The following is a 24,633-nucleotide window of genomic DNA, read 5'->3' as shown; positions in this document are numbered from 1 at the left end:
AAAACTATTATGTTGACAGGGTATGTCTTTTTTAAGGCATACCCTGTGTTATATTCGGCCCAACAAATGCAACCAATTGAAATGATATCATTTCTTATTGCTCTGGATACGAAGCTTTCTTATGGATCTGATTTATATCATTGCTGCTTTTCTGGCAGGTTATTTAGCGCTTAGAAGCAAACTCCCTCCGTTAGTCGGATTCCTGGTCGCAGGATTTGTACTGAACTCTTTCGGCTATTCAACCACTCCCGTGATTAGTGCCATTGCTGATCTCGGGGTCACCATCCTTTTGTTTTGCATCGGTCTGAAGCTGGACATTAAAACCCTGCTGCAAAAAGAAGTCTGGGCCGGAGCGACGATACACAACATTCTCACGACAGCTATCTTTACCTTTACCCTCTTCGCCCTCAAAACCTTAGGGCTGGGTATCCTTGAAGACCTGGAAATCGCGCAACTTGCTTTACTCGGCTTCGCGCTTTCTTTTTCCAGCACTGTCTTTGCAATCAAAGCCTTACAAGAGAAAGGTGAACTGAATGCGACCTATGGTACCCTTGCCATTGGCGTGCTGGTTATGCAGGATATTTTCGCGGTCATTTTCCTGACCGCCTCAACTGGCAAATTACCCGAAATCACTGCACTGGCACTGTTTGCCTTACCCTTACTCCGTCCCTCTCTGTTCAAGATTCTGGATAAAGCCGGACATGGAGAAATGCTGGTTCTCTATGGCATTTTTCTTGCTCTGGTTGCCGGGGCCGGGCTCTTCAGTCTGGTCGGCATGAAGGCAGATCTGGGTGCACTGGTACTGGGAATGCTGCTGGCAGCTCATCCCAAATCGTCCGAACTGTCGAAGTCACTCTTTAACCTGAAAGAACTGTTACTGGTTTTCTTTTTCCTGAACATCGGACTTGCAGAATCGCCCACCTGGGAAGGGTTCCTGTTAGCACTGCTGCTCTTGTTGCTGCTGCCGCTGAAGGGATTACTTTACTATCTGGTATTCCATAAGTTCCATTTCAGGGTCCGGACTTCATTACTCGGCACACTCACACTGTTCAACTACAGTGAGTTTGGTCTGATAGTGGCCGGACTTGCCTATCAGCTTGGCTGGCTGCCGGGCGACTTTTTGGTCGCCATTGCAATTGCCGTGTCACTGTCCTTCTTGTTGTCCGCTCCGCTGAACAGCCTGAGCCACCGAATCTATCTGGAAAGTACCCGATGGCTGAAGGAATTTGAGCCGGAAAAACTGAATCCGAATGACCGGCTCATCGACTTAGGAAAGAAACAAGTCCTTATCCTTGGGATGGGCAGAATCGGCACCGGGGCTTATGAAGAAATGGTTCGCCGCTTCGGTCCCCAGGTCGTCGGTATCGAAAACCGCGAAGAGGCCGTAGAAAGCCATGTTCAGGAAGGCCGCCACGTCATCCTTGGGGATGCAACCGATCCGGATTTCTGGGCACGGGTGATTTCGCGTCACCAAACCCGCCTGATCCTGTTGGCGATGCCTCACAGTCAGGCAAACACTGTTGCTCTTGAGCAAATCCGCCAGCTTGGCTACAAGGGAAAAATCGCAGCGATTGCCCGGTATGAAGATGAAGAAGCAGCACTCCTCGAACAGGGTGTTGACGCGGCCTTCAACATCTACCGGGAAGCCGGTAACGGTTTCGCCCGGCATGTCTGTGAATCAATCACCGCAGATATCAAATCCTTTTAATTCCTCTGAATTTTCCGAGCGGCCACCAAGGTGGCCGTTCGGATTCCCGCCCAAAAAACCAGCCGATTTTAAAAAAAATTCACCTAAACCCAATTTTATTAAATATTATTCACCAAAGATGTCTTTTTTACATTGATTGATGGTTTTGGGTTGCTTTTGTTTGTTGAATACGCAATTTTAACAATCAGAACGGAACAAAAGCTGAGGGACAATAACAATACCCTTGCTTCATTCAGGCTTTGTTTCCCCCTATTTAACTATGTGTTGGAGTAGTCAGTATGTGCTCAGTATTCGGGATTCTAGATATTAAAAGTGACCCAACGGCCCTGCGCGAAACCGCGCTGTCAATGTCGAAAAAAATGCGTCACCGCGGACCAGACTGGTCTGGTATTTATTCATCAGATAAAGCCATCCTTGCACATGAGCGTCTGGCTATTGTCGACCTGAACAGCGGTGAACAGCCTCTGTATAACACTGACCGTACTCATATTCTGGCCGTCAACGGTGAAATCTACAACCATAAAGATTTACAGGCTGAGCTGGCTGCAGACTACCCATTTCAAACCGAATCTGACTGCGAAATCATCCTGGCTCTTTACAAAGAGAAAGGCCCTGAGCTGCTGGACTACCTGAACGGTATTTTTGGTTTCATTCTGTACGATGCAGAAGAAGATGCTTACCTGATTGGCCGGGACCATATCGGTATCATTCCGCTGTATCATGGTCATGATGAACATGGGAACTACTACGTTGCCTCTGAGATGAAAGCGCTGGTTCCGGTGTGTAAAACCATCAGTGAATTTCCTCCGGGTCATTTCCTGTGGAGCAAAAAAGGCGAGCCTGTCCGTTACTACAAACGTGACTGGATGGAATATGGCACGGTCGCCGACGCAGCTACTGACAAAGCGAGACTGAAATCTGCACTGGAAAGTGCCGTGAAACGCCAGCTGATGACCGATGTCCCTTACGGTGTATTGCTATCAGGCGGTCTGGATTCTTCCGTGATTTCTGCAATCACCAAGCAGTTTGCATCACGCCGTATTGAAGACAACGAACAGTCTGATGCCTGGTGGCCGACCCTGCACTCATTCGCAATTGGCCTGGAAGGCGCACCGGATCTGAAAGCCGCGAGAAAAGTGGCCGATCATATCGGTACTGTCCACCACGAGCTGACTTACACCATTCAGGAAGGTCTGGACGCGATCCGGGATGTGATTTACCACATCGAAACCTACGACGTCACAACGATCCGTGCATCCACACCAATGTACCTGATGTCCCGTAAAATCCGTGCCATGGGGATTAAGATGGTTCTGTCCGGTGAAGGAGCTGACGAAGTCTTCGGTGGCTATCTGTATTTCCACAAAGCGCCTGACGCTCAGGAATTTCATGAAGAAACCGTTCGTAAGCTGCTGGCTCTGAACATGTTCGACTGTGCCCGTGCAAATAAATCTATGGCAGCCTGGGGTATCGAAGCACGTGTTCCCTTCCTGGATAAAGAATTCCTGGAAGTCGCCATGAGCATCAACCCGCAGGACAAAATGTGCGGCAACGGCAAGATGGAAAAACACATCATCCGCGAGTGTTTTGGTGACCTGTTACCAGAGTCCGTGGCATGGCGTCAGAAAGAGCAGTTCTCCGACGGTGTTGGCTACAGCTGGATCGACACCCTGAAAGAAGTTGCTGCAGCGAAAGTAACGGATAAGCAACTGGAAACTGCCCGCTTCCGTTTCCCGTACAACACGCCGACCACCAAAGAAGCGTATGTGTACCGTGAGATCTTTGAGGAATTGTTCCCGCTGGAAGACGCAGCCAAATGTGTACCAGGAGGCCCTTCAATTGCCTGTTCTTCAGCCAAAGCGATTGAGTGGGATGAGAGCTTTAAAAACAGCGCAGACCCATCCGGCCGGGCAGTTGCAGCCGTACACAACGAAGCCTATCAGAAGGCTTAAGACCGAGCGTTACTCCATCCAAGAGCGCGTCCGCCTTTGCTTGCCTTATCTCCGCTTGCGAAGGCTATCTCAAAGGGGCCAGGGAGGCCCCTTTCCCCTTTCTGAAATCCCAGAAAGTTCTCAGAAGCCCCAAATAAGAGTGACAAAAAAGGAGCCATTGCTGGCTCCTTCTGTCGTCACTGATCGTTGAACTTATACGTCGTAAGTTGTGGATGCAGTGTCACCACCTGTACCGGTCCAGTTGGTGTGGAAATACTGGCCACGAGGCTGGTCGATACGCTCATATGTATGCGCACCGAAGTAGTCACGCTGTGCCTGCAGCATGTTTGCCGGCAAGCGTGCAGTTGTATAGCCATCCAGGAAAGTCAGTGCTGATGTCAGACATGGCATTGGCAGGCCGATTTCCAGAGATTTCGCTGCAACTTTACGCCATGACTTCATGCTGTTGTCCAGAATCGCTTTGAAGTACGGATCTGAGCCCAGGAATGCCAGAGACGGTGCATTTTCGAAAGCATCACGGATATTGCCCAGGAATGCAGAACGAATGATACAACCACCACGCCACATCAGAGCAACATTACCGTAGTTCAGGTTCCAGTTGTTCTCATCAGAAGCCTGACGCATTAGCATGAAGCCTTGTGCGTAAGAGATAATCTTCGATGCCAGCAGTGCCTGACGAACTGCTTCCAGCCACTCGGCCTTGTCACCTTCCACCGTACCAACAGTCTTGTTGAACAGCTTCTCGGCTTCTTCACGCTGGTCTTTCAGGGAAGACAGGCAGCGCGCGAACACAGACTCAGTGATCAGCGTCAGCGGGATGCCCATGTCCAGTGCATTAATGCCTGTCCATTTACCCGTACCTTTCTGACCGGCTGAGTCCATGATTTTCTCAACCAGCGGCTCACCATCTTCATCACGATAGGCCAGAATATCGGCTGTGATTTCAATCAGGTAGCTGTTCAGCTCCGTTTCATTCCAGTCACGGAAAGCCTGTTCCATTTCATCATGTGTCATGCCCAGACCGGTCTTCATGAAGTGATATGCTTCGCTGATCAGCTGCATGTCACCGTATTCAATTCCGTTGTGGACCATTTTCACAAAGTGACCGGCACCGGATTCACCAACCCAGTCACAGCAAGGCTCACCCTGTTCAGTTTTAGCTGCAATCGCCTGGAAAATTGGCTTCACGAACGGCCATGCTTCAGCATCGCCACCCGGCATGATAGAAGGTCCGAAACGCGCACCTTCTTCGCCACCGGAAACACCGGCACCGATGAAACGCAGGCCTTTTTCTTTCAGGTAATCAACACGACGAATTGAATCCGGATAGTTTGAGTTACCGCCATCAATGATGATGTCGCCTTTGTCCAGCAGCGGGATCAGTTGCTCAATAAAGCTGTCAACCACATCACCGGCACGCACCATCAGCATGATTTTGCGCGGCGCTTCCAGTTTGTCCACCAGCTCCTGCAGGCTGTAAGCACCTTCAATGTTGGTGTCTTTTGCAGGGCCGTTCAGAAATTCGTCGACTTTGGCAGCTGTACGGTTATGCGCAACGACCTTAAAGCCATGGTCATCCATGTTCAGGATCAGGTTCTGGCCCATCACGGCAAGGCCGATTACACCAATATCACCTTTCATTCTTTTATTCTCCAATCGCTAACTTACTGGCTGCTACTGCATCCAAATACCATTCTGTTTTACCGTTACGGGCCTGAATTTTTGCGGCCGGGTAAGGCAGGCTTTCGGCAGGTTGCGTGTGGATTTCTTCCACAATCTCAGTTTTTCCTGCACCGATAACCAGATAAGAAATACGTTTTGCGGCTTCCAGCACACGCGCAGACTTACTCACACGCAGCTGACCGCTTTGCGGATGAGGTGCCACTAAGCTCAGTGCAGGCTCATCGTAATTTGTCTGCCCCGGGAACAGAGAAGCAGTATGGCCGTCATCACCAACGCCCAGCAGAATCCAGTCAAATACCGGCACACCGTTTTCAGACGGGATAACTGCTGCCATTTCTTCAGCAAAGCGCTTGGCTTCAGCCTGAGGTTCATCCTCACCCCGGATGCGGTGGATATTTTCTGCAGGAATTTCGACGTGATCAAACAGCAGTGCCTGTGCACAACCATAGTTGCTTTCTGCATCATCCGGTGCAACGCAACGCTCGTCACCCCACCAGAAATGCAGATTTTTCCAGTTCACACCTTCGGCATACGGGGCTTGTGCCAATGCCGAAAACAATTGCTTCGGTGTGCTGCCACCCGAAAGCGAAATATGAACCGGCGTATTCTGCTGGCTGATGGCCATCATCTCATCAGCCAGACTTTGAACAACCGCTTCCGCATTGTCATGAATTTTCAGCTCAGTCATGATTAAAGCTCGCAATATTCAGTGTTGGTCAGGTTTGAACACGGAAAACGCCAGGCACGATTGTCACGGGCCAGCAGCTCATCCGCTTCCTTCGGTCCCCAGGTTCCGCAAGCATAGCCAAACAGCGCATGCGGGTCCTGATTAAACGACAGGATAGGCTGTACATAACGCCAGCAGGCTTCAACCGCATCGCTACGGGCGAACAGAGTTGAATCGCCACCCATTGCATCCAGCAACAAACGCTCATAGGCAGTCAGAACGTTGCTGTCCACCAGTTCGTCGTAACGGAAGTCCATCGCAACTTCCTGGGTTTTGAATCCTGCGCCCGGACGTTTCAGGGCGAAGTTCATCAGAATGCCTTCATCCGGCTGAATGCGAAGCACCAGCTTATTATCCGGAGCGTCTTTGCCGAATACCGGGTGAGGTGTTTTCTTAAAGTGAATGACAACTTCAGTGACACGGGTCGGCAGACGTTTACCGGTACGGATGTAGAATGGCACACCATTCCAGCGCCAGTTGTTGATGAAAGCTTTCAGGCCCACGTAAGTTTCGGTACGGGATTCTTCAGACACACCCGTTTCTTCGCGGTAACCCGGCAACTCTTTACCACGCAGCTCAGAGGCTGTGTACTGCCCCAGCACCAGATTCTGACGCAGGTCTTCATCAGACAACGGCTGCAGGCTGTTCAGCACTTTGGCCACTTCATCACGCATCGCGTTACCGTTGATTGCTGAAGGGGGTTCCATCGCAACCATCGCAAGCACCTGAAGCAGGTGGTTCTGAAGCATGTCGCGTACGGCACCGGCGTTATCGTAATAACCGCCACGTTCTTCTACTCCGAGAAATTCTGCGGCTGTAATTTCCACATAATCAATGAAATTACGGTTCCACAACGGCTCGAACATACCGTTCGCAAAGCGGAAAACCAGCAGGTTCTGTACCGTTTCTTTCCCCAGGTAGTGGTCAATCCGGAAAATCTGACTTTCCTTGAAGTGCTTATGCAGCTTCTTATCCAGTTCCTGAGCCGTTTCCAGATCATATCCAAAAGGCTTTTCAATGATCAGGCGTTTCCAGCCGGTACTTTCATCGTTCAGGCCATGGGCCGCGAGACTGGCTGGAATCACATCGTACAGACTTGGTGGCGTGGCGAGATAGAAGAGGCTATTACGGGGTGCATCTGATTGAGCGGCTTTTTCTTGCAGTCGTTGTTGCAACTTACCATAGTCATCACAATCAAGCGTGTTGATGGCCTGATAACCAACATGCTGACAAAACTCGGCCAGCTTTTCAGGATCGGTCTTCTCAGTTTTCAGCAGAGAGGCCCGAACTTTTTCTCTGTATTCTTCATCGCTGTGAGCGGTACGGCTGACGCCAAGGATAGAGAAATCAGAAGGTAACATCTGATTGACATACAGATGATACAGCGCTGGGATAAGCTTACGATATGTCAGATCGCCTGAGGCGCCAAAAATAACGATATCGCTGTTTTCAGGTATGACCATGTTCTTTTTCTTTCCCTAACAGGTGTACAGGTTTGACGGGTTGAAAGTCCGGCAAAGCATAACATTCAGAACGACAGTATGCCGATGTCCTGGCCTCTCAATTTAATAGCCAAAGCCTATCAAAATGGGGGGTTACCCAGGGTGAAGCACACTATAGCTGCATTTGTCACAAAGTTACATCCCGCTAATTCTATCAATTGACGTAAAAACTGAAACATCAAGGCCTGATAAAATATCTCACTGCGCGTTTACAGTCAGAACCCATCCTCTGCACGATGAACAGAGCTGATCCGAAATCACCTGAAAAACAAGAAAAATGCACTTAAAATGATAAAAACAAGCCAGGCCGATTTTTTCACCCGCCCCAAAAAATCTGCCCTGAAACCCATTTTCCTCTGATGCGGACACTGTGAGGTCCAGTCAAAAATCACCCTGTTCCGCTCTTTTTCATCATGACGTGCTGCTGGCGCTTACCCGGAGATTTTCTGAAAGTAATTAACAAAACCTATCATGACGAAATCGTTTGCTTTCATTTTTCAGTGAGATTCACCGTACGAATTTGTCATTTCTTTCATCACCAGAAAGCAAAAAACCGTCAAAATGACGGTTTTTTACAAGCAGATTTTCAGACCGGATTAACGTTCCCAGTAGGCCTCTTCCAGACTGTCTTCCCGCTCAGGCAAACCACGCGACAGACGAGGTGAATGCTGCGCCAGTACTTCATAACTGACCCGGTTCGAGTACAGGCAAATCTGGGAGAATGACGAATAAGTCAGGAAATCGTAACTGTGCTTACTGGATTTCGGCACATTTTCTTTGTGATAGCGATTGGCAGCCATATCGTGCAGCAGCGCAGACAACGCACCGTCCCCTGCACCATTGGTGTTCTTGATGCGCTCAGGTCCACCCATGTAAGGCGCAATGTGCGAATACACCCGAATCGGCGTCTCACAGCCCGCTTTCATCATTGGACGACTGAATTCATAGCGATTGAACTCAGGAATTTCACCCGGCAGCAACGGCAGGCTGGTTTTACGCTTGGTGCTCTCTTCTGTATAACCCGCCGTATACAAACCGACCGGTCCAGCCGTACATAAAACAAAATCAACCCAATCCAGCGCTTTGTCGGAGGCCTGCAGCGGATCAGAATACCCGGTCAGGGCTTCCGCTTCGTCTTCGTTCATCGCGACAACGGTGACATGCTCCTTCAGAAAATCACGCCACCACTGAGGATCGTCCGCAATCACAAACTTGGTTCCCAGCGTCAGAACGACAGGCACATCGTATTTTTTCGCATATTCGATAGCACGCATTGTCGCTTCCGGCATCGGATCGCCTTCTTTACAGCGAACCAGATACGCCGTCAGAACCAGCGCTGAAGCACGCTCAAAAATGGATTCAGAAATGTTGTCTGGCTCCAGCTGGTTCATTCGTCCTTCGTTAATGGCAAATGTGCGCTCGCCATCGGGAGTGATCAACGCAAAACAACGTCCGATCGGGCCATCCACAGGCTGAAGATGGTTCAAATCCATACGGCTGGAGGTATTTACCAGATACCGGTAGGCATAACTGCCAATCTGAATATCCTGGCTCATCACCCCAAGAAGAACCGACTTGTCATCCGCCAGCACAGAGTAATTATGCAGCGTATTACCAATGGTACCGCCGGCAAACTCATGACGAATCAGATCATTCTCTTTCAGTTCACGGTACAGTGCTTCGGCTGCATCTTCAGCAATCACCAGAGAATGGCCTTTGCTGAGCGAGTAACGACTCAGGAATTCATCATCCACACAGGCTTCAATATCCACCAGGGTCTGATCAATACCGACGACATGCGTACGGGCAAGAGGTCGCGAGCTGGCCTGAGTCAGAAGGGGATCTCGGGCATGAACAGGAAAATAGTGTTTTGATTTACGTTGACCAGGAAATTTCATGATATCGCGCTGCCGGATAGAAAAAACTTGCGGATGATATCACAAAATATAGTCCAATGAAGAAATGGCTCGCACAATTAGTGCGAGCCGAATCATAGTATTTGTAAAAGTTAAGAAAAGGTTACCAGTTTTGAATTTGCTGCTGGACCAAAGCTTCCATCATTCCGATGTGCGCCGAGCTGTCGTTCAGACACGGGATAAGATTGAATTCCTTACCGCCTGCTTTCAGGAAAGCTTCTTTGCATCCTTCTGCAATTTCTTCAATGGTTTCCAGGCAATCCACCGAAAATGCCGGACAAACCACATCCAGCCGTTGTACCCCTTTTTGGGCCAGCTCAATAATTGTCGGCTCTGTATAAGGCTTGAGCCATTCTTCCCGGCCAAAAATCGACTGATAACTCATGCTCATTTTCTCACGAGGCATTTCCAGAGATTCGGCAAGCAATGCTGTAGTTTCATTGCAGTGAACCGGGTAAGGGTCACCCAGAACCGCGTATCGTTTGGGGATGCCGTGATAGGAACAAAGCAGATAATCGGGCTCTCCCTGCTTGGCCCAGAAATCAGAAACAGATTCTGCTAAAGCCTGAATATATGCCGGATGATCCTGATAATGATTGATGAACCTCAGTTCCGGCAGATAAGCGGTCTGCTTCAGACTGGCTGCAATTTTGTCGAACACAGCGGCAGTAGTCGTGCGTGAATACTGGGGATACAAAGGCAGAACCACAATCTTACGGCAGCCCTGATCACTGAGTTTTGCCAGCGCAGACTGAATCCCGGGATTACCATAGGTCATTCCCAGAGCCACAGGAATACCCAGCCTCGCTTCCAGCGCATCCCGCTGGCGCTGGGAATACACCATCAGCGGTGAACCTTCTTCCATCCATACGGACTGATACAGTTTTGCTACTTTCGGAGAACGAATGGGCAGAATCGCACCAAACAGAACCGGACGCCAGATCCAGGGGGACAGATCAACGACACGAGGATCACTCAGAAACTCTGCCAGAAACCGTTTCACGGCAGCAGGTGTTGCTTCATCCGGCGTACCCAGATTCACTAAAAGTACACCAATACCTTGATTTTCCATCTTCACCTACAGGTCATACTCATCTTCTTTCGCCTGAACAGTGTACCATTCCGCGATTGATTTGCATTATCGGACAAAAAAAAGCGAGGGGTGATTCACCCCCCGCTTTTCACTGTGCTGTCTGCCTGCGGTCACAATACTGCAGGGCGTGATATCACATTACTTCGACAGTGCTGCTGACAGCTCTGCGCTTACATCCGCAACTGGCTGAGTGCCGTCAATCTTGATGTAAGCCGTGTGGCCTGCTTCCGCTTCTTTGCTGTAGTAGCTGATTAGTGGTGCAGTTTGATTGTGGTAAACACCCAGGCGCGCGCGAACTGTTTCTTCTTTGTCATCTTCACGAATCACAAGCTCTTCGCCAGTCACGTCATCTTTACCTTCCACTTTTGGCGGATTGTAAACCGCGTGGTAAGTACGGCCTGATGCCAGGTGAACACGACGACCAGCCATACGCTCAACAATCACGGTGTCCGGAACATCGAATTCAATCACATAGTCCACGTCTACACCGATTTCTTTCAGGCCATCAGCCTGAGGAATCGTGCGTGGGAAACCGTCCAGCAGGAAGCCTTGTGCACAGTCGTCTTCAGCAATACGCTCTTTGACCAGACCCAGAATAATATCGTCAGACACCAGCTGACCTGCGTCAATCACGGCTTTCGCTTGCTTACCCAGCTCAGTACCCGCTTTGATTGCCGCACGCAGCATATCACCAGTCGAAATTTGAGGAATACCAAATTTCTCCATAATGAATTGTGCCTGTGTGCCTTTACCTGCACCTGGAGCGCCCAGAAGAATGATGCGCATCTTGATCCCCTTTTCTAGAAATTAGCCGGAGTTTTGGAAAGTCAGAAAAATACACTGATTAGACCATACTCGCAAGTCCGCTGCCGAAACAGCCCTGAGTTTACATTCTTTATCAGCATACTCTTTGAAGCAAAACGGGCGCTAAACTGCGCCCGTTTGGTTTTCATTACTGAGCCAGCAGCTTATTCACTGCCGACAGGAACTGCGACGGGTCTTCCATCGACCCACGCTCCGCCAGCATCGCCTGACCAAGCAGCATTTCAACCCAGCGGCCGAAAGCTTCTTCATCGGCTTCATCTGCCATCCGGTTCACCACCGGATGATTTGGATTCAGCTCAAAGATGTATTTCACTTCAGGCGCCTCATGGCCGGCAGCCGCCAGCAGTTTCGCCATCTGTGTTCCCATCTCATTTTCGTCTGTGACCACTACAGCAGGCGTATCCTGCAGCTTGAAAGTGGTACGAACGTCCTGCACACGCTCACCCAGATAAGCTTTGGTGCGCTCAACAACAGACGCAAAGGCTTCTTCCGTTTGCTTCTGTGCTTCTTTTTCTTCCTCACCATCAAAGCTGGACAAATCCAGACCGGCTTTGGTGATGGACTGGAACTGTTTCCCGTCGAACTCAGGCAGGTAACCCATCAGCCACTCGTCGATCCGGTCATGCATCAGCACCACTTCCAGACCCTTCGTGCGGAACTGCTCCAGATGAGGGCTGTTCTTCGCGGCATTGAAGCTGTCTGCCGTGATGTAGTAAATCTTGTCCTGACCTTCTTTCATCCGGCTGACGTAATCGGCCAGAGACACCGTTTGTTCAGCGGTATCGTTGTGAGTCGTACTGAAACGCAGCAGACCGGCAATTTTTTCACGATTCGCGAAGTCTTCTGCCGCACCTTCTTTTAGTACCTGGCCGAACTCTTTCCAAAAACGCTGATATTCGTCTTCTTTCTTCGCCAGTTTTTCCAGCATCGACAGTGCACGCTTGGTGCAGGCTTTACGCAGTGCCTGAGTCACTTTGTTATCCTGCAGGATCTCGCGGGAAACGTTCAGCGGCAGGTCATTTGAATCAATCAGGCCGCGCATAAAGCGCAGATACATCGGCATGAACTGTTCCGCGTCATCCATGATAAAGACGCGCTGTACATACAGTTTCAGGCCGTGCTTGCTGTCACGGTTATATAAGTCAAAAGGGGCTTTTGACGGAATATACAGCAAGCTGGTGTAATCCTGCTGACCTTCCACACGGTTGTGGCTCCAGCTCAGTGGTTCAGCATAATCATGAGAGACGTGCTTATAGAATTCCTGATATTCTTCATCAGAAATCTCAGATTTACTGCGGGTCCACAGCGCCTGTGCCTTGTTGACCTGCTCCCATTGCTTACCCGTTTCGTTGCCTTCCTCATCGCGTTCAGCCGTTTCCATCAGCACCGGAATGCCAATGTGATCCGAATACTTGCTGATGATATTGCGCAGACGGTATTCACTCAGGAATTCTTTTTCATCTTCACGCAGATGCAGAATAATTTCGGTCCCGCGGGTCGACTTCTCGATATCTTCAACCGTGTAATCGCCTTCACCGGTCGAATGCCAGCAAACAGCCTGCTCAGCTGACGCACCTGCTGCACGGGTATTGACCGTCACAGCATCAGCAACAATAAAGGAAGAATAGAAACCCACACCAAACTGACCAATCAGTTGCGAGTCTTTACTCTGCTCTTCACTCAGCTTGGCGAAAAAGTCTTTCGTCCCTGATTTGGCAATGGTACCCAGGTGTTCAATCACCTCATCACGGGTCATCCCGATACCATTGTCGCTGATCGTGACTGTCCCAGCTTTTTCATCAAATGACAGACGAACAGCCAGCTCGCCATCATTTTCATACAGCTCAGGGGCAGAAAGCGCACGGAAACGTAACTTATCCGCCGCATCGGAAGCATTGGAAATCAGCTCTCGTAAAAAAATCTCTTTATTTGAGTACAGTGAATGAATCATTAAATGAAGTAATTGCTTCACTTCAGATTGAAAGCCACGTGTCTCTTTATTCTTTTCCAGGGTTTGCTCGCTCATTTGAACTCCGTAATCCATGTTTACGTCATTACTGACAACTAGATATGGGCTCGCCACTCATTTTCAAGACCTGTCGGCTAATTTTCTGTCCGATCGTCCCTGAACGGCTCATACTGATGACAGAGTTCCGGAAAAACAAATCACACTGAATGAATAGGTTGGGAATGGAACAAGCGCATTGTAAATTTCTGATTGGACAACGATTTATATTTTCACCGAACCACAACAGTCTGGTTGACAATACTCAGTCTGAAGACACCATCCATTTAGGCATCAATGAAAGCCGGGCCTTACACCGGATGCTGACTGAGCCAGGCACCATTATTTCCCGGCAGGAAATGCATGACTATATCTGGCGGGATCAGGGATTCGAAGTGGATGATTCCAGCCTGACCCAGGCCATTTCAACCCTGCGGCGATATCTGCAAGATTCAACCCGCTCTCCTGCCTTTATCAAAACGATTCCGAAACGCGGCTACCAGATGATTGCCAGTGTCGATCGCATTGACGACCGCCCGGTCGAATCCGGTGAAATACAGCAAAATGATCCGGAACCGGAGGCGATTCTCAACTCGCACATCATTCTCGCTGCCACAACTGCGCCAGCAGACAAGCAGATAGCAGACACTGACGCCGTTCAGGTTAATCCTGTGATTTCAACCGCCGCGACTATGCCCGAAAACAAAATATCCGGACACAAGCAGCATCGTTACCGACTCACTCTGGTGACTGCCCTGCTACTCTGTGTCGTGCTGCCACTCTGGGCTTATTTTAGTCCGCCGCCAACCTCAAGTGCTTTCTATCCGGCGTTCAGTTATCAGGGGATACCGGTGCTCATCCCCAGTGAAACGGTCATGACAGACGCCTGGTATCCGCTGATCAGACAATGTATTGCAGCCCATATCCAAACGCACGGCAAAGCATCCACGCCAGCCCGGGTCATTGTCACTGGCGGAAGACATAATCAGCTTTGGATAAACCTGATATATGGAACCGCGGACTACCGGAACAACATGACACTCACCATTGTGACACTGGACAAGGAAAGGGAGCAGCCATGTCGCGTTCAGTAACCCGTTCAAATTTGAAGCGAGCATATGTTCCGCTGCTGTTGCTGGCTTTTATCACACTGATGTTCCTCGGCAGCCTCTATTACTATTTCAAAAGCGATCACCGGATAAACCGTTTTCTGGCATCCCATGACTGGGAGTCCTACACCGTCACCAACGTGGCTTCAACGGAAGCGCCTGGTCTGGGGCGCTTGAAAAAAATTACCGAAAAAAGCCAGGTTCTGTTTTTGCCGAATCACAGCTATTCACGAGTCACCCGCATGAGCATGACCAATCAAAGTCGTATTCAATTGCATCTGACAATCACAGAGTCCGGCTATTGGGAAGTCAGCGGCGGTTATCTGCAGGTTCGTCCGAAACAATTCAACAAGTTGAAGACCGGGGATGAGAACGCTTTCAGCAATGAACAAATCATGTCTGTTTATCAATATTTTCAGGCAAATGCTGAACAGAGTAACCGGGTTGATATTTTGACCGAGTATTCAGTTCTGCTCACCGGATTAAATACCCGCTCACAAGTCCTGAATGCGGCTCCTTAACGAAAAAAGCCGACAATATACGTCGGCTTTTCAATGTATGACTGACTCAAAAGATTCAATACAGCTTCTGCCGGCCAGCAATTGAATGTGACAGAGTTGTCCCATCAACCAGCTCCAGCTCACCACCGACCGGGACACCATGTGCGATTCGGCTGGCAGGCACCTGATAGGCCTGACACAGCTCAGCAATATAGTGCGCGGTAGCCTCTCCTTCAACCGTCGGGTTGGTTGCCAGAATCAGTTCGGCAATCTGCTCGTTCTGCAATCGGTATTCCAGCATATCCAGCCCGATATCACTCGGACCGATTCCGTCCAGTGGAGACAGATGCCCCATCAGCACAAAATAACGGCCGGAAAACTGACCGGTTGCTTCAACGGCCATGATATCTGCCGGGCTTTCCACCACACAGATCTGCCCACTTTCCTGGCGGCGCGGATTCTCACAAATTGCGCACACATCTTCTTCTGTAAAAGTGCGGCAATCGCGGCAATGGCCAATCTCAGTCATGGCTTTACCCAGCATATCAGCCAGCTGCAAGCCTCCCTGACGGTTTCGTTGCAGCAGGCTGAAAGCCATACGCTGTGCAGACTTCGGCCCGACGCCGGGCAAGCAGCGCAGCGCGTCCATCAACTGCTCAAGTAACGGACTGGTGCGCATTGATTAGAATGGCATCTTAAAGCCGGCTGGCAGGTTCATACCACCTGTCACGCTGGCCATTTTTTCTTTCTGGGCTTCTTCGATGCGGCGTGCAGCATCATTGAATGCAGCTGCAATCAGATCTTCCAGCATATCTTTGTCGTCTTCCATCAGGCTGTCATCCAGCTCAACACGACGCACGCTATGGCTGCCAGTCAGTGTCACCTTCACCAGGCCGGCACCAGCTTCACCAGTCACTTCCATGTTGGCGATTTCTTCTTGCATCTTCTGCATGCGCTCTTGCATCTGCTGCGCCTGCTTCATCATGTTCGCCATACCACCTTTACCAAACATATCTTCTCTCTCTATGGGTCTGGTTAATTTATTAGACGGGTCTTACGCTTTCTTCATCCAGTACAGCACTGAATCGCTGACAGATGAAGGAAACGTTCGGATCCTGCTGCAGACTGACTTTAGCCTGATCCAGTTTTTGCTGATAAATGAACTCCCGCCACTCCAACGGCGATCGTCCTTTATCACTGAGTTCTATCTGTAATTCTATCTCTTGTCCCAGCATCTCAGCCAGTGCCGCGCTCAATTGCGCTCTGGCTTTCGGCGTATCCAAATGTTGCTGAGACGGGCGCAATTGCAGAGTAAGCTGCTGCTCTTCCAGCGACATTGCAGAATTCAATGCTAATTGCTGAACAAGACGGTCAACATTCAGCTTCGTCACCATGTCGGACCAACTATCCTGATTTGCCGCTTCACTGACAAGCTGTTTTGCCATTTCAGGCGTTTTTTCGTGCTCCAGCGCTTGCTTCAGTGCTGTGGGTGCAACCACCACTTCAGGCTCATGATCAACTTCAGGCTGACTGAGCGGCTGCCACTGATATTCTTCAGCCGGTTTCGGCTCTGAAGGTTGCGATGCGTTCCCCGGCGCCATGGGTTGTCCAGCCTGCTGAGGTCGACGACCTGCATGCTGACTCGAAATCCGGTCAAGCACACTGACAGCAGGTTTTCTGACTGACGCCGGTTCAGCCTTTTTTGGCTCGGAAGACTCCTGTCCACGCTTTGTTTTACTACGCAGCTTATTTCTGGCAGCCAGCAAACCAGAAGCCGGTGATGACGGCGGCTGCGTCGGCGCCGGTTCTGGCTGCGGTGCTAGTGCTGGTGCTGGCATTTGCGCTTTCGTTGAGACCGGTACTGATGATGCCCCTTGCACCGGCTCAGCAACCGGTGCCACCTGAGGAGTAGCTGCCTGTGACTGTACCGTTTGCTGAGGTCGTTGCAGCGCTGGTGCAACAGCTCGGACATCCGGCTGATTCACATGCGGAGCCGAAGCTCTGGGCTCAGGTGCAGCGGCAGGCACCGGGATCGACTGCGGCATCAGCGTCCCGGCCGCAACCGGCCGAAATGCAAGCATGCGCAACATCACCATTTCCAGCCCGGTCCGACCGTCCGGAGCCAGTGGTAAGTCCTGCCGGCCCTGAAGTGCAATCTGATAATGCAGCTGGACATCCTGAGGCGGCATCACCTGACTCAATTGAACAATTCGGTCCGCATCCGGTAAAGAAGTATCCAGCGAAGCAGGCAAAACCTGATACATAGCGACTCGGTGTAACTGGGCTGCCATTTCACTGAGCAGACTATCCCACGCCACACCAACCGCAGCCAGTTCCGCGAGACATGCCATCGCCGGTTCCGCCTGCCCTTGCGCCATAGCCTCCAGTAGATAGAGCGCCTGCTCCGTGTTGAGTGTACCCAACATCCCCGCTACGGTATCAGCCTGAACCTGACCATTACCCAGTGCAATAGCCTGATCGGTCAGGCTGAGGGCATCACGCATACTGCCTTCAGCAGCCCGGGACAGCAAGCTGAGCGCTTTGGTCTCAAAGCTGATCCCTTCTTCCGTCAGGACATGATCGAGTTGCTGCTGAATCTGGACAATATCCAGATGCTTTAAATGAAACTGCAGACAGCGCGACAGGATCGTGACCGGCAATTTCTGCGGATCTGTGGTCGCCAGAATAAATTTCACATGCTCTGGCGGCTCTTCAAGCGTTTTCAGTAAGGCATTAAAACTGTGACGAGACAACATGTGCACTTCGTCAATCAGATAAACCTTAAACCGTCCGCGCGCAGGCTGATACTGAACGTTATCCAGCAATTCACGAGTATCTTCAACTTTGGTTCTGGAAGCAGCATCAATTTCCAGCAGATCAACAAAGCGTCCCTGATCAATTTCAAGACAGGTATGACACTGCCCGCAAGGAGAAGCCGTAATCCCCTGTTCGCAGTTCAGCCCTTTGGCAAACAGCCGGGCAATCGTCGTTTTACCGACGCCCCGGGTTCCGCTGAACAGATAGGCATGATGAAGTCGGTTATGTGTCAGCGCATTGGTCAGCGCTGTCAGGACATGGGATTGGCCCACCACATCTTCAAATCGATGCGGCCGCCATTTGCGTGCCAGAACCTGATAACTCATGGTGATAAATCCTACAGAACACGATCATTCAGCGGCATCAGAAAGCCTGACTGAATCCAGTCGGTTATGCTAGCACAGGGAGATTCACGGCGCGAGAGAACACAGGAGGAGTTTATCCTTTCAAGTCATTACTGCTATCGTTTTGACCACAAAGATAACATCCCCCTGCTTGATGGCATTGATTCAGGCTGATTAGTGGCCGTCGAAATCACAAATGCTGAAGACATTCAGACCCAGGCCACGCAGTCGCTGCTGGCCGCCGATGTCAGGCAGATTAATCACAAACGCTGCGTCTTCTACGATACCGCCCAGACGGCGAACCAGCTTGGTGGTTGCTTCAATCGTACCGCCGGTTGCCAGCAGATCATCGACGAGCAGCACCTTATCCCCTTCCACAATGGCATCAGTATGAATTTCCAGCGTATCCTGGCCATATTCCAGTTCATAGCTTTCACTGATGACGTTACGCGGCAATTTACCCGGTTTACGTACAGGAACAAAGCCTACACCCAGCGCCAAAGCTAATGGCGCACCAAACAGAAAACCACGAGCCTCTGTGCCAACAACTTTGGTAATCCCTTTATCGCAGAACTGCTGATGAAAGATCTGCAGGGTTGCCTGATAAGCATCAGGATCTTCCATTAAACTGGTCACATCCCGAAACAGAATGCCTGGTTTTGGGTAATCCGGAATCGTCTTAATACTGTTTTTAATCAGGCTGAAGTCGTCTTGAACAGTTTTTACTTGGCTCATAGTCTCTTCCATCTGCTGTACTGCACACAGCAGGTTATTAAGAAATTTGGTCGCGCATACCCATGCAAATTGGTACGACGAGCGAATTAAGCGCAAATAGTAGTGATTTTTACTGGAATGGGCAACTATCGTACTGCTCTGATTGAGAAAGCAGAGGATGAATCCTTTGATGCATCAACAGTCACCGAGATGACAGACCATCCAGCTCCCGGACCGGAAGACGGTTAAACCAAATCAGTAAAATCACTGCAATAACAATCAGCAGGACTTTGACCCAATTAACAGGAACAATAAAGATGGAAAGCGTAAAACTGAGAACTATCATCAGATTCGCCCGTCGCTTGACCTTTGCACTGATAGCCCGGTGCTGATACCAGTTTTCTAAAACAGGTCCGAAATGGGGGTGGCTGTGGAGCCATTTGTGCAGCTTTGGAGAGCCCCGCATAAAGCAGGCACTGGCGAGAAGCAGAAAAACGGTGGTGGGTAAAAGAGGAAGGAAAATGCCCAACACACCTAAAATCACGAAACACCAGCCTGAAACCAGCAATAGCGTTCGCCAGAACAGTTGTCTCACATTCCCTCTCTTTTACATTTGCCTGAGCCGCCTGTGTTACAGACAGATCAGTGGCTCAGTATACCCAACCAGGTCAGGCTTGCTGGTAATGTCGGCAACAGCATTGCCACCAGAAAACCAATAAAGTATTTCAGATTATAGGGTTCTTTAAAGTTATGTTCCATTCTATCTTCCTTTCTTCTCGTCTTAAGACACTGAAATGTAATAAAAAGCAGCAATTCAGCCACCTAAAAACCGTTCAGCACTATAAAGCATTCGATAGATTACAAAAACCGACAAAAAGAAGGGTTATTTTGCATCTGGTTTGACTTATATCAGTATCAGAACAGAAATTCAGCATAGACTGTGATCCAGTCTACAATGGAGTGCCACTATGAATAGTGAGTATCTGAAGCAACAAACAATCCGGCTGGAGCAGGAATATGAGGCCCTTTCAGCAAAGCTTTATGCTGAATTAGACGCTGCCAGTCTTGTGACAACAGCAGAAAAAACAGCAAATGAGCTTTTGACTTTAGCAGCGCAAAGCATCAATCCTTCGCTGCGTCATAAAGCCAATCGCCTGGAAGCAATCGATGCCGCTCTCTGTGCGATTCGTCTGGACCTCTACGGAGTCTGTGCTGATTGCGAAGAGCCAATAGAAAAAATCATTCTCGATAATGACCCTGCACAGCCGCGCTGTCAGCAGTGCCAGTCTCATAATAAGTACCATCACCAGCGCTGAGTGCCAGTCTGGTGATGGCGTGGTACCCTACAATCGCTTTTAAGGCTGTTTTGCCATCCAGGCTTTAAAGGCGGCTTTTTCTTCTGGTTTTGCTTTGCTATACCACAGCTTAAGCTGTGCTAAAGCATCACCGGATATTTCAACTTTTCCGTCTTGATTCACCTCAACAACGGCCTGTTCCAGATCAACCGCATAGCCTTGCTCGAACGTTATCCCATGCTGGCGGTTATACTCTCCCACCAGCTTTTCCATATCACTGAACGCTGCAATACCATCGCCTTTCATCTCAACGAAAGGTAGTATTTTTTGGCTGCCGTCTGCCTGCGTCATGGTCCATTCCGGACCTTTTTGGAAATAAGCCTGTGCCTGGCTGTAAGCTACCAACACAGGCAACTCAATACGTACATCCTGTTCTGGCATCACCATCTCAAACAGATACGGGCGGGTTGTGTAAATGCTGTTCCGGCTGCCGTTTTTCAGTTCCCGGTCATAACGAAGCACGACCTGATGCTTTCCGGCAGGTAAATCGACTTCAGTCGTCCTGGACCAGAGGGACTGGTTCACTTCTTTACCATCAACCACCAAAAGTTCAATCCCGTCTCCCACAGAGAGCGTTGCCGCCTGTACATTGGCAACCAGCAGAGCTGCCAGAAACGCTAATTTTTTCATCGCCAATCTTCTTTTCGTTGTATGACTTACAAAATCAAATGAGTCTCTTGCCGGAAATTAACCCAGACGTGACTCTAACTCATCTGATTAATCACAATACAAAAAAGCCGCCTAAATGGCGGCTTTTGCAATATCTGTGCGGTAAGAACCGTTCTTAGAACAGAACTTCCATACCAGCTACATAACCCAGGTCGTATTCAGTGTTGTCACCGTCAGCCCAACCCAGCTCAGCATACAGTTTTACGTTGCTGTGCAGCTGGTGAGTTACGTTTGCATAAACGTTGTCAGTCGCTTCGCCACCATCAATATCGCTCAGGTTGTAACCCAGAGCGAAAGTGTTCTTACCCATAGTGTAAGAACCCGCCAGTGAAATAAAATCGACATCCAGAGTCGTTACACCTGCAGAGTTCTCAACTTCTCCATGGCCGTATGAAGCAGCAAGAGAGATAGCCTGAATAACGTACTCAGCTTCTAAGTTATAACCGGTAATGTCTTCACCAGGAGCATTAACGTCTTCAGACGTGTAGTAGTAACCACGAACGTCCAGACCGGCAAAACGTGCACCCAGACGTGCGTCAGTGATGCCGCCGTTGTCGTCTGCATTGATGTCGTGAGAAGCGCCAGCGTAGAACATACCGTTGTCGTAAACATACTTCACGACTTCGCTGCCACGAGTAGCATCAAAGCCCAGAGCTTGAGTACCCAGCTCGTAGTCTTTACTGATACCTGCATCATCAGAGATCAGGTATTGACGACCAAACGTCAGCGTACCAAAGTCTTTACCTTGGAAACCAACGTACAGCTCATCATTGAAGAAATCTCCAGGCTTACCATTATTATCTGAGTTATGCAGATCCAGGTTAAAACCTGCAACCACATTCAGGTTGTTGTTGACTGGAATAGTGGTATTCAGCGAGATGTCACCATCATCCAGACGAATGGTAGGGTCTTCATCACCATTTTTTGGTACGATGTCTTGGAACAGCTGAACTTCCGCTGAACCTGACAGGTCGACAATAACGCCGTCTTTGTCAAGCAGGTTGATAGAAGCGTTTGCTGAGCCTGCAGCTACTAGTACAGATAGTGCAATAAGCGTTTTTTTCATGATATCCACTGCCTTTTCTTATGGATGGAATTCCTATTTCCAGAATCCCTATTGCTTTTCTTATTTCCCTTCCCGGCAGGTCACACAAAGCTCAGTAAATCAGAGCAAAACTGACCATGCCAAGATGGCGTAACTTGCGGAACTCATCCTGACAGAGAATGAATCGCGATGTCAAATTCTCACACTGTAACAACAAATTTATTATATTATATTTATTTTCAATAACTTAACATGGTTTGAGGGCAAAAAATTAACAAAGAATCAAGTATCTCCCGCTATTTGCATGTTTCTTAATAGCAATAAAAAACAGCATTTTAATCCCACAAAAGCCAGAATTAACAAGATAAATCAGAATATAAAACCATTAAAAGCCGCAAATTATAGTCAAATCAATCAATTCACCTATAACTCACCCTTGGTTAAACTGGGGTTCAATCTTATTTCGTGAGGGAAATCTCATTTCATATCAAAAATCCCCTATAAACAACCGGACATCCCTACAGCAGAGCTTCATGTTATAATGCTCACCCCTGCCAACATTAAGTTTCAGTCATGTTACACAACCAGATCAAAACTGATATTAAACAGTGCTATGCTAACCTGAGTGCACAATTGGATCACTTCATTCCCCGCCGTGCACAGAATTATCTGGTCGCTGAAATTGCCAAAACACTGGCAGGTGAGTATCACGCCAAAAACAGAATGCTGGTTGCTGAAGCCGGAACCGGCATCGGGAAATCTCTGTCTTATTTGCTTGGATGTATTCCTTACGCACTCTTTAACAATAAGAAGGTACTCATCGCCACAGCAACAGTCGCGCTTCAGGAGCAATTGATTCATAAGGATCTGCCGCTCTTTGCGCAAATTTTTCCCAAAGAATTTAGTTTTATCCTGGCCAAGGGACGTCAACGGTACTGCTGCAGCCACAAGCTGGAAGCCAGTTGTTCAGGACAAGATGACGGTCAGCTGGCGCTATGGCAGGAAAAACCTAAAAAATCGGACCTCAGCCTGCTGAAGCGAATGCTGACAGCCTGGCAGCAAAATAAATGGGATGGTGACCGGGACAGCTGGCCGACGGTCATTCCTGACCGTGTCTGGCAGCAAATTGTGTCCGATAAACACAGTTGCCATTCAGGCATGGCCAAACACCGCCACTGTCCTTTTGCAAAGGCGCGGGAGCACCTGGATAAAGCCGATGTTGTGATCGCCAACCATGCGTTATTGATGGCTGATCTGGAGCTGGGTGGCGGCATCATTCTGCCAGAACCCGAGCAGACGATTTATGCCATCGATGAGGCACACCATCTGCCGCAGGTCGCCAGAGACTTTTCTGCTGCCGCCGCCAGCCTGAAGGGTGCCAGCAACTGGCTTGAAAAACTCAATCAGTCGGTCAGTAAACTGGCGGAACTCGCCGACCGGCAAAAGTCCGGACGCTTCCAGACCACGCTGCAGGAGTCTATCCAGCATCTTGTTCCCACACTGAGACAACTGTCCGGCCAGGTCGACCCAGCTGTCTTCAGCAAAGATGGCAGTTACCGTTTTCCCCACGGAGAGCTGCCTGCATGGCTGGCAGAAGAAGCTCAGGGATGCCGGGATGCCAGCAAGAAAGCGCGACAGTCACTGGCGAAAATTCACGAGATGATCACCGAACGCCTCAAAGATGACGAAGTACCGGCACGATCTGCTGAACCGGCACTCTCCGAATCAGGCTTTTATCTGCAACGTCTGGAAAATCTGGAAAAAGTCTGGACCCTGATGGCCCAGCCGGACAAAGAAAAAGGCGCCCCTTTAGCCCGCTGGCTTGAAAAAAGCCCGGAACAGGAAGGCGATTATATTGTGCAGGTTTCGCCCCTGGAGATTGGCTACCGGTTAGATCAGCTGCTCTGGAGCCGTGCCGCGGGCGCAATTCTGGTGTCAGCAACCCTGCGTGCGCTCAACCAGTTCAGTTACTTCTGCCGTCAGGCCGGAATTCAGGAAAATGAGGGCGCACGCTTTCTAGCTCTGGCTTCGCCGTTTGATTATCAGAACAACGGACGCTTAGTCATTCCGCAAATGAAATATGAACCTCAGGCGGATCAGTTCACGGATTTACTGATTGAAACCCTTCCGGAATATCTGGAAGGCGAAACCGCCAGCCTGGTGCTGTTTGCCTCATACTGGCAAATGAACAAAGTCGCAGAGGCCATCCGGCCCCAGTGTGAAAAAAATGGCTGGGCATTGCTGGTTCAGGGAGAAGAATCCCGGACTTCCCTGCTGGAAAAGCACAAGAGCCACTGTGAACAGGGCAAAGTCAGCGTGTTATTCGGCACCGGCAGTTTTTCCGAAGGTCTCGACTTACCGGGCCACTTGCTGAGAAATTTAATCATTACCAAGATTCCGTTCGCGGTACCAACCTCACCTGTCGAGGAAGCTCATGCAGAATACATTGAAAGCCGTGGCGGTAACCCCTTTTTACAAATTGCCGTTCCGGAAGCCAGTAAAAAGCTAATTCAATCCGTCGGGAGATTGCTGCGTAAAGAGCAGGACTTTGGTAGAGTTGTCCTGCTCGACCGTCGGGTGATTACACGGCGATACGGCAAAGCACTGCTCGATTCATTGCCCCCATTTAAACGCGTAATTGAACACGCCATCGAACGAAAACGATAATG

At 49.6% G+C, this 24,633-nt stretch carries 20 protein-coding genes; 6 read left to right on the top strand and 14 right to left on the bottom strand.

The features are described from left to right. Positions 1–121: 121 nt before the first annotated feature. The gene (locus ACYP03_RS01420) at positions 122–1,708 is read left to right on the top strand and encodes a cation:proton antiporter family protein (protein ID WP_248143802.1); all 1,587 of its coding nucleotides are present in this window, start codon (positions 122–124) and stop codon (positions 1,706–1,708) included. A gap of 278 nt (positions 1,709–1,986) precedes the next feature. After that, positions 1,987–3,660: an asparagine synthase B gene (gene asnB / locus ACYP03_RS01415; protein ID WP_459778225.1), complete on the top strand. Its 1,674-nt coding sequence runs from the start codon at positions 1,987–1,989 to the stop codon at positions 3,658–3,660. 192 nt (positions 3,661–3,852) lie between these two features. On the opposite strand, the gene gnd is transcribed toward asnB, so the two are convergent. The 7 genes from gnd to htpG form a co-directional block, all read right to left on the bottom strand. Next, complete coding sequence (gene gnd / locus ACYP03_RS01410) at positions 3,853–5,301, bottom strand: decarboxylating NADP(+)-dependent phosphogluconate dehydrogenase (protein WP_459778224.1); 1,449 nt, start codon at positions 5,299–5,301, stop codon at positions 3,853–3,855. Between the two features lie 4 nt (positions 5,302–5,305). Next, positions 5,306–6,031 (bottom strand): 6-phosphogluconolactonase, encoded by a 726-nt coding sequence (gene pgl / locus ACYP03_RS01405; RefSeq protein ID WP_459778223.1) that lies wholly within the window; start codon positions 6,029–6,031, stop codon positions 5,306–5,308. Between the two features lie 2 nt (positions 6,032–6,033). Beyond that, positions 6,034–7,533, bottom strand: a complete 1,500-nt coding sequence (gene zwf, locus ACYP03_RS01400; RefSeq protein WP_248143798.1) for a glucose-6-phosphate dehydrogenase — start codon at positions 7,531–7,533, stop codon at positions 6,034–6,036. A gap of 635 nt (positions 7,534–8,168) precedes the next feature. Next, complete coding sequence (locus ACYP03_RS01395; protein WP_459778222.1) at positions 8,169–9,470, bottom strand: inosine/guanosine kinase; 1,302 nt, start codon at positions 9,468–9,470, stop codon at positions 8,169–8,171. 121 nt (positions 9,471–9,591) lie between these two features. Continuing rightward, on the bottom strand, positions 9,592–10,560 hold the full coding sequence (gene hemH / locus ACYP03_RS01390; RefSeq protein WP_459778221.1) for a ferrochelatase: 969 nt from the start codon (positions 10,558–10,560) through the stop codon (positions 9,592–9,594). A 159-nt stretch (positions 10,561–10,719) separates the two neighbouring features. Continuing rightward, positions 10,720–11,367, bottom strand: a complete 648-nt coding sequence (gene adk / locus ACYP03_RS01385) for an adenylate kinase (RefSeq protein WP_459778220.1) — start codon at positions 11,365–11,367, stop codon at positions 10,720–10,722. 166 nt (positions 11,368–11,533) lie between these two features. Continuing rightward, a complete protein-coding gene (htpG, locus tag ACYP03_RS01380) occupies positions 11,534–13,432 on the bottom strand; it encodes a molecular chaperone HtpG (RefSeq protein WP_330960669.1) in 1,899 nt (632 codons plus the stop codon). A gap of 164 nt (positions 13,433–13,596) precedes the next feature. Between htpG and ACYP03_RS01375 the strand changes: the two genes are divergently transcribed. Both ACYP03_RS01375 and ACYP03_RS01370 read left to right on the top strand, forming a co-directional pair. After that, the gene (locus tag ACYP03_RS01375; RefSeq protein WP_459778219.1) at positions 13,597–14,505 is read left to right on the top strand and encodes a winged helix-turn-helix domain-containing protein; all 909 of its coding nucleotides are present in this window, start codon (positions 13,597–13,599) and stop codon (positions 14,503–14,505) included. Next, complete coding sequence (locus ACYP03_RS01370; protein WP_248143792.1) at positions 14,490–15,041, top strand: regulatory protein ToxS; 552 nt, start codon at positions 14,490–14,492, stop codon at positions 15,039–15,041. Before ACYP03_RS01375 ends, ACYP03_RS01370 begins: the two co-directional genes overlap by 16 nt. Before the next feature lie 55 nt (positions 15,042–15,096). Here the strand turns inward: ACYP03_RS01370 and recR are convergent, their stop codons facing one another. The 5 genes from recR to ACYP03_RS01345 all read right to left on the bottom strand — a co-directional run bounded on the left by recR (position 15,097) and on the right by ACYP03_RS01345 (position 19,490). Further along, positions 15,097–15,699: a recombination mediator RecR gene (gene recR, locus ACYP03_RS01365; protein WP_248143791.1), complete on the bottom strand. Its 603-nt coding sequence runs from the start codon at positions 15,697–15,699 to the stop codon at positions 15,097–15,099. A 3-nt stretch (positions 15,700–15,702) separates the two neighbouring features. Then, positions 15,703–16,032: a YbaB/EbfC family nucleoid-associated protein gene (locus tag ACYP03_RS01360; protein WP_330960673.1), complete on the bottom strand. Its 330-nt coding sequence runs from the start codon at positions 16,030–16,032 to the stop codon at positions 15,703–15,705. A 31-nt stretch (positions 16,033–16,063) separates the two neighbouring features. Next, positions 16,064–18,163 carry a DNA polymerase III subunit gamma/tau gene (gene dnaX / locus ACYP03_RS01355; RefSeq protein ID WP_459778218.1) on the bottom strand — a complete coding sequence of 700 codons (2,100 nt, stop codon included), beginning with the start codon at positions 18,161–18,163 and terminating at the stop codon, positions 16,064–16,066. A gap of 192 nt (positions 18,164–18,355) precedes the next feature. After that, the gene (gene apt / locus ACYP03_RS01350) at positions 18,356–18,916 is read right to left on the bottom strand and encodes an adenine phosphoribosyltransferase (protein ID WP_248143788.1); all 561 of its coding nucleotides are present in this window, start codon (positions 18,914–18,916) and stop codon (positions 18,356–18,358) included. Positions 18,917–19,097: 181 nt separating this feature from the next. After that, complete coding sequence (locus ACYP03_RS01345; RefSeq protein ID WP_248143787.1) at positions 19,098–19,490, bottom strand: YbaN family protein; 393 nt, start codon at positions 19,488–19,490, stop codon at positions 19,098–19,100. A 373-nt stretch (positions 19,491–19,863) separates the two neighbouring features. On the opposite strand from ACYP03_RS01345, the gene ACYP03_RS01340 reads away from it, so the two are divergent. Further along, complete coding sequence (locus ACYP03_RS01340; protein ID WP_248143786.1) at positions 19,864–20,211, top strand: conjugal transfer protein TraR; 348 nt, start codon at positions 19,864–19,866, stop codon at positions 20,209–20,211. Between the two features lie 39 nt (positions 20,212–20,250). Here the strand turns inward: ACYP03_RS01340 and ACYP03_RS01335 are convergent, their stop codons facing one another. Both ACYP03_RS01335 and ACYP03_RS01330 read right to left on the bottom strand, forming a co-directional pair. Then, positions 20,251–20,880 carry a YccT family protein gene (locus ACYP03_RS01335; protein WP_459778217.1) on the bottom strand — a complete coding sequence of 210 codons (630 nt, stop codon included), beginning with the start codon at positions 20,878–20,880 and terminating at the stop codon, positions 20,251–20,253. 154 nt (positions 20,881–21,034) lie between these two features. Then, entirely contained in the window at positions 21,035–21,985 is a 951-nt protein-coding gene (locus ACYP03_RS01330) for a porin (RefSeq protein ID WP_248143784.1), read from the bottom strand. 552 nt (positions 21,986–22,537) lie between these two features. Here ACYP03_RS01330 and dinG point away from each other — a divergent pair. Next, positions 22,538–24,631, top strand: a complete 2,094-nt coding sequence (gene dinG / locus ACYP03_RS01325) for an ATP-dependent DNA helicase DinG (RefSeq protein ID WP_459778216.1) — start codon at positions 22,538–22,540, stop codon at positions 24,629–24,631. Positions 24,632–24,633 lie beyond the last annotated feature (2 nt).

Source organism: Photobacterium sp. R1, assembly GCF_054600795.1.
The sequence above is the reverse complement of the archived record's forward strand: the minus strand, read 5'-3'. Positions and strand labels throughout refer to the sequence as shown.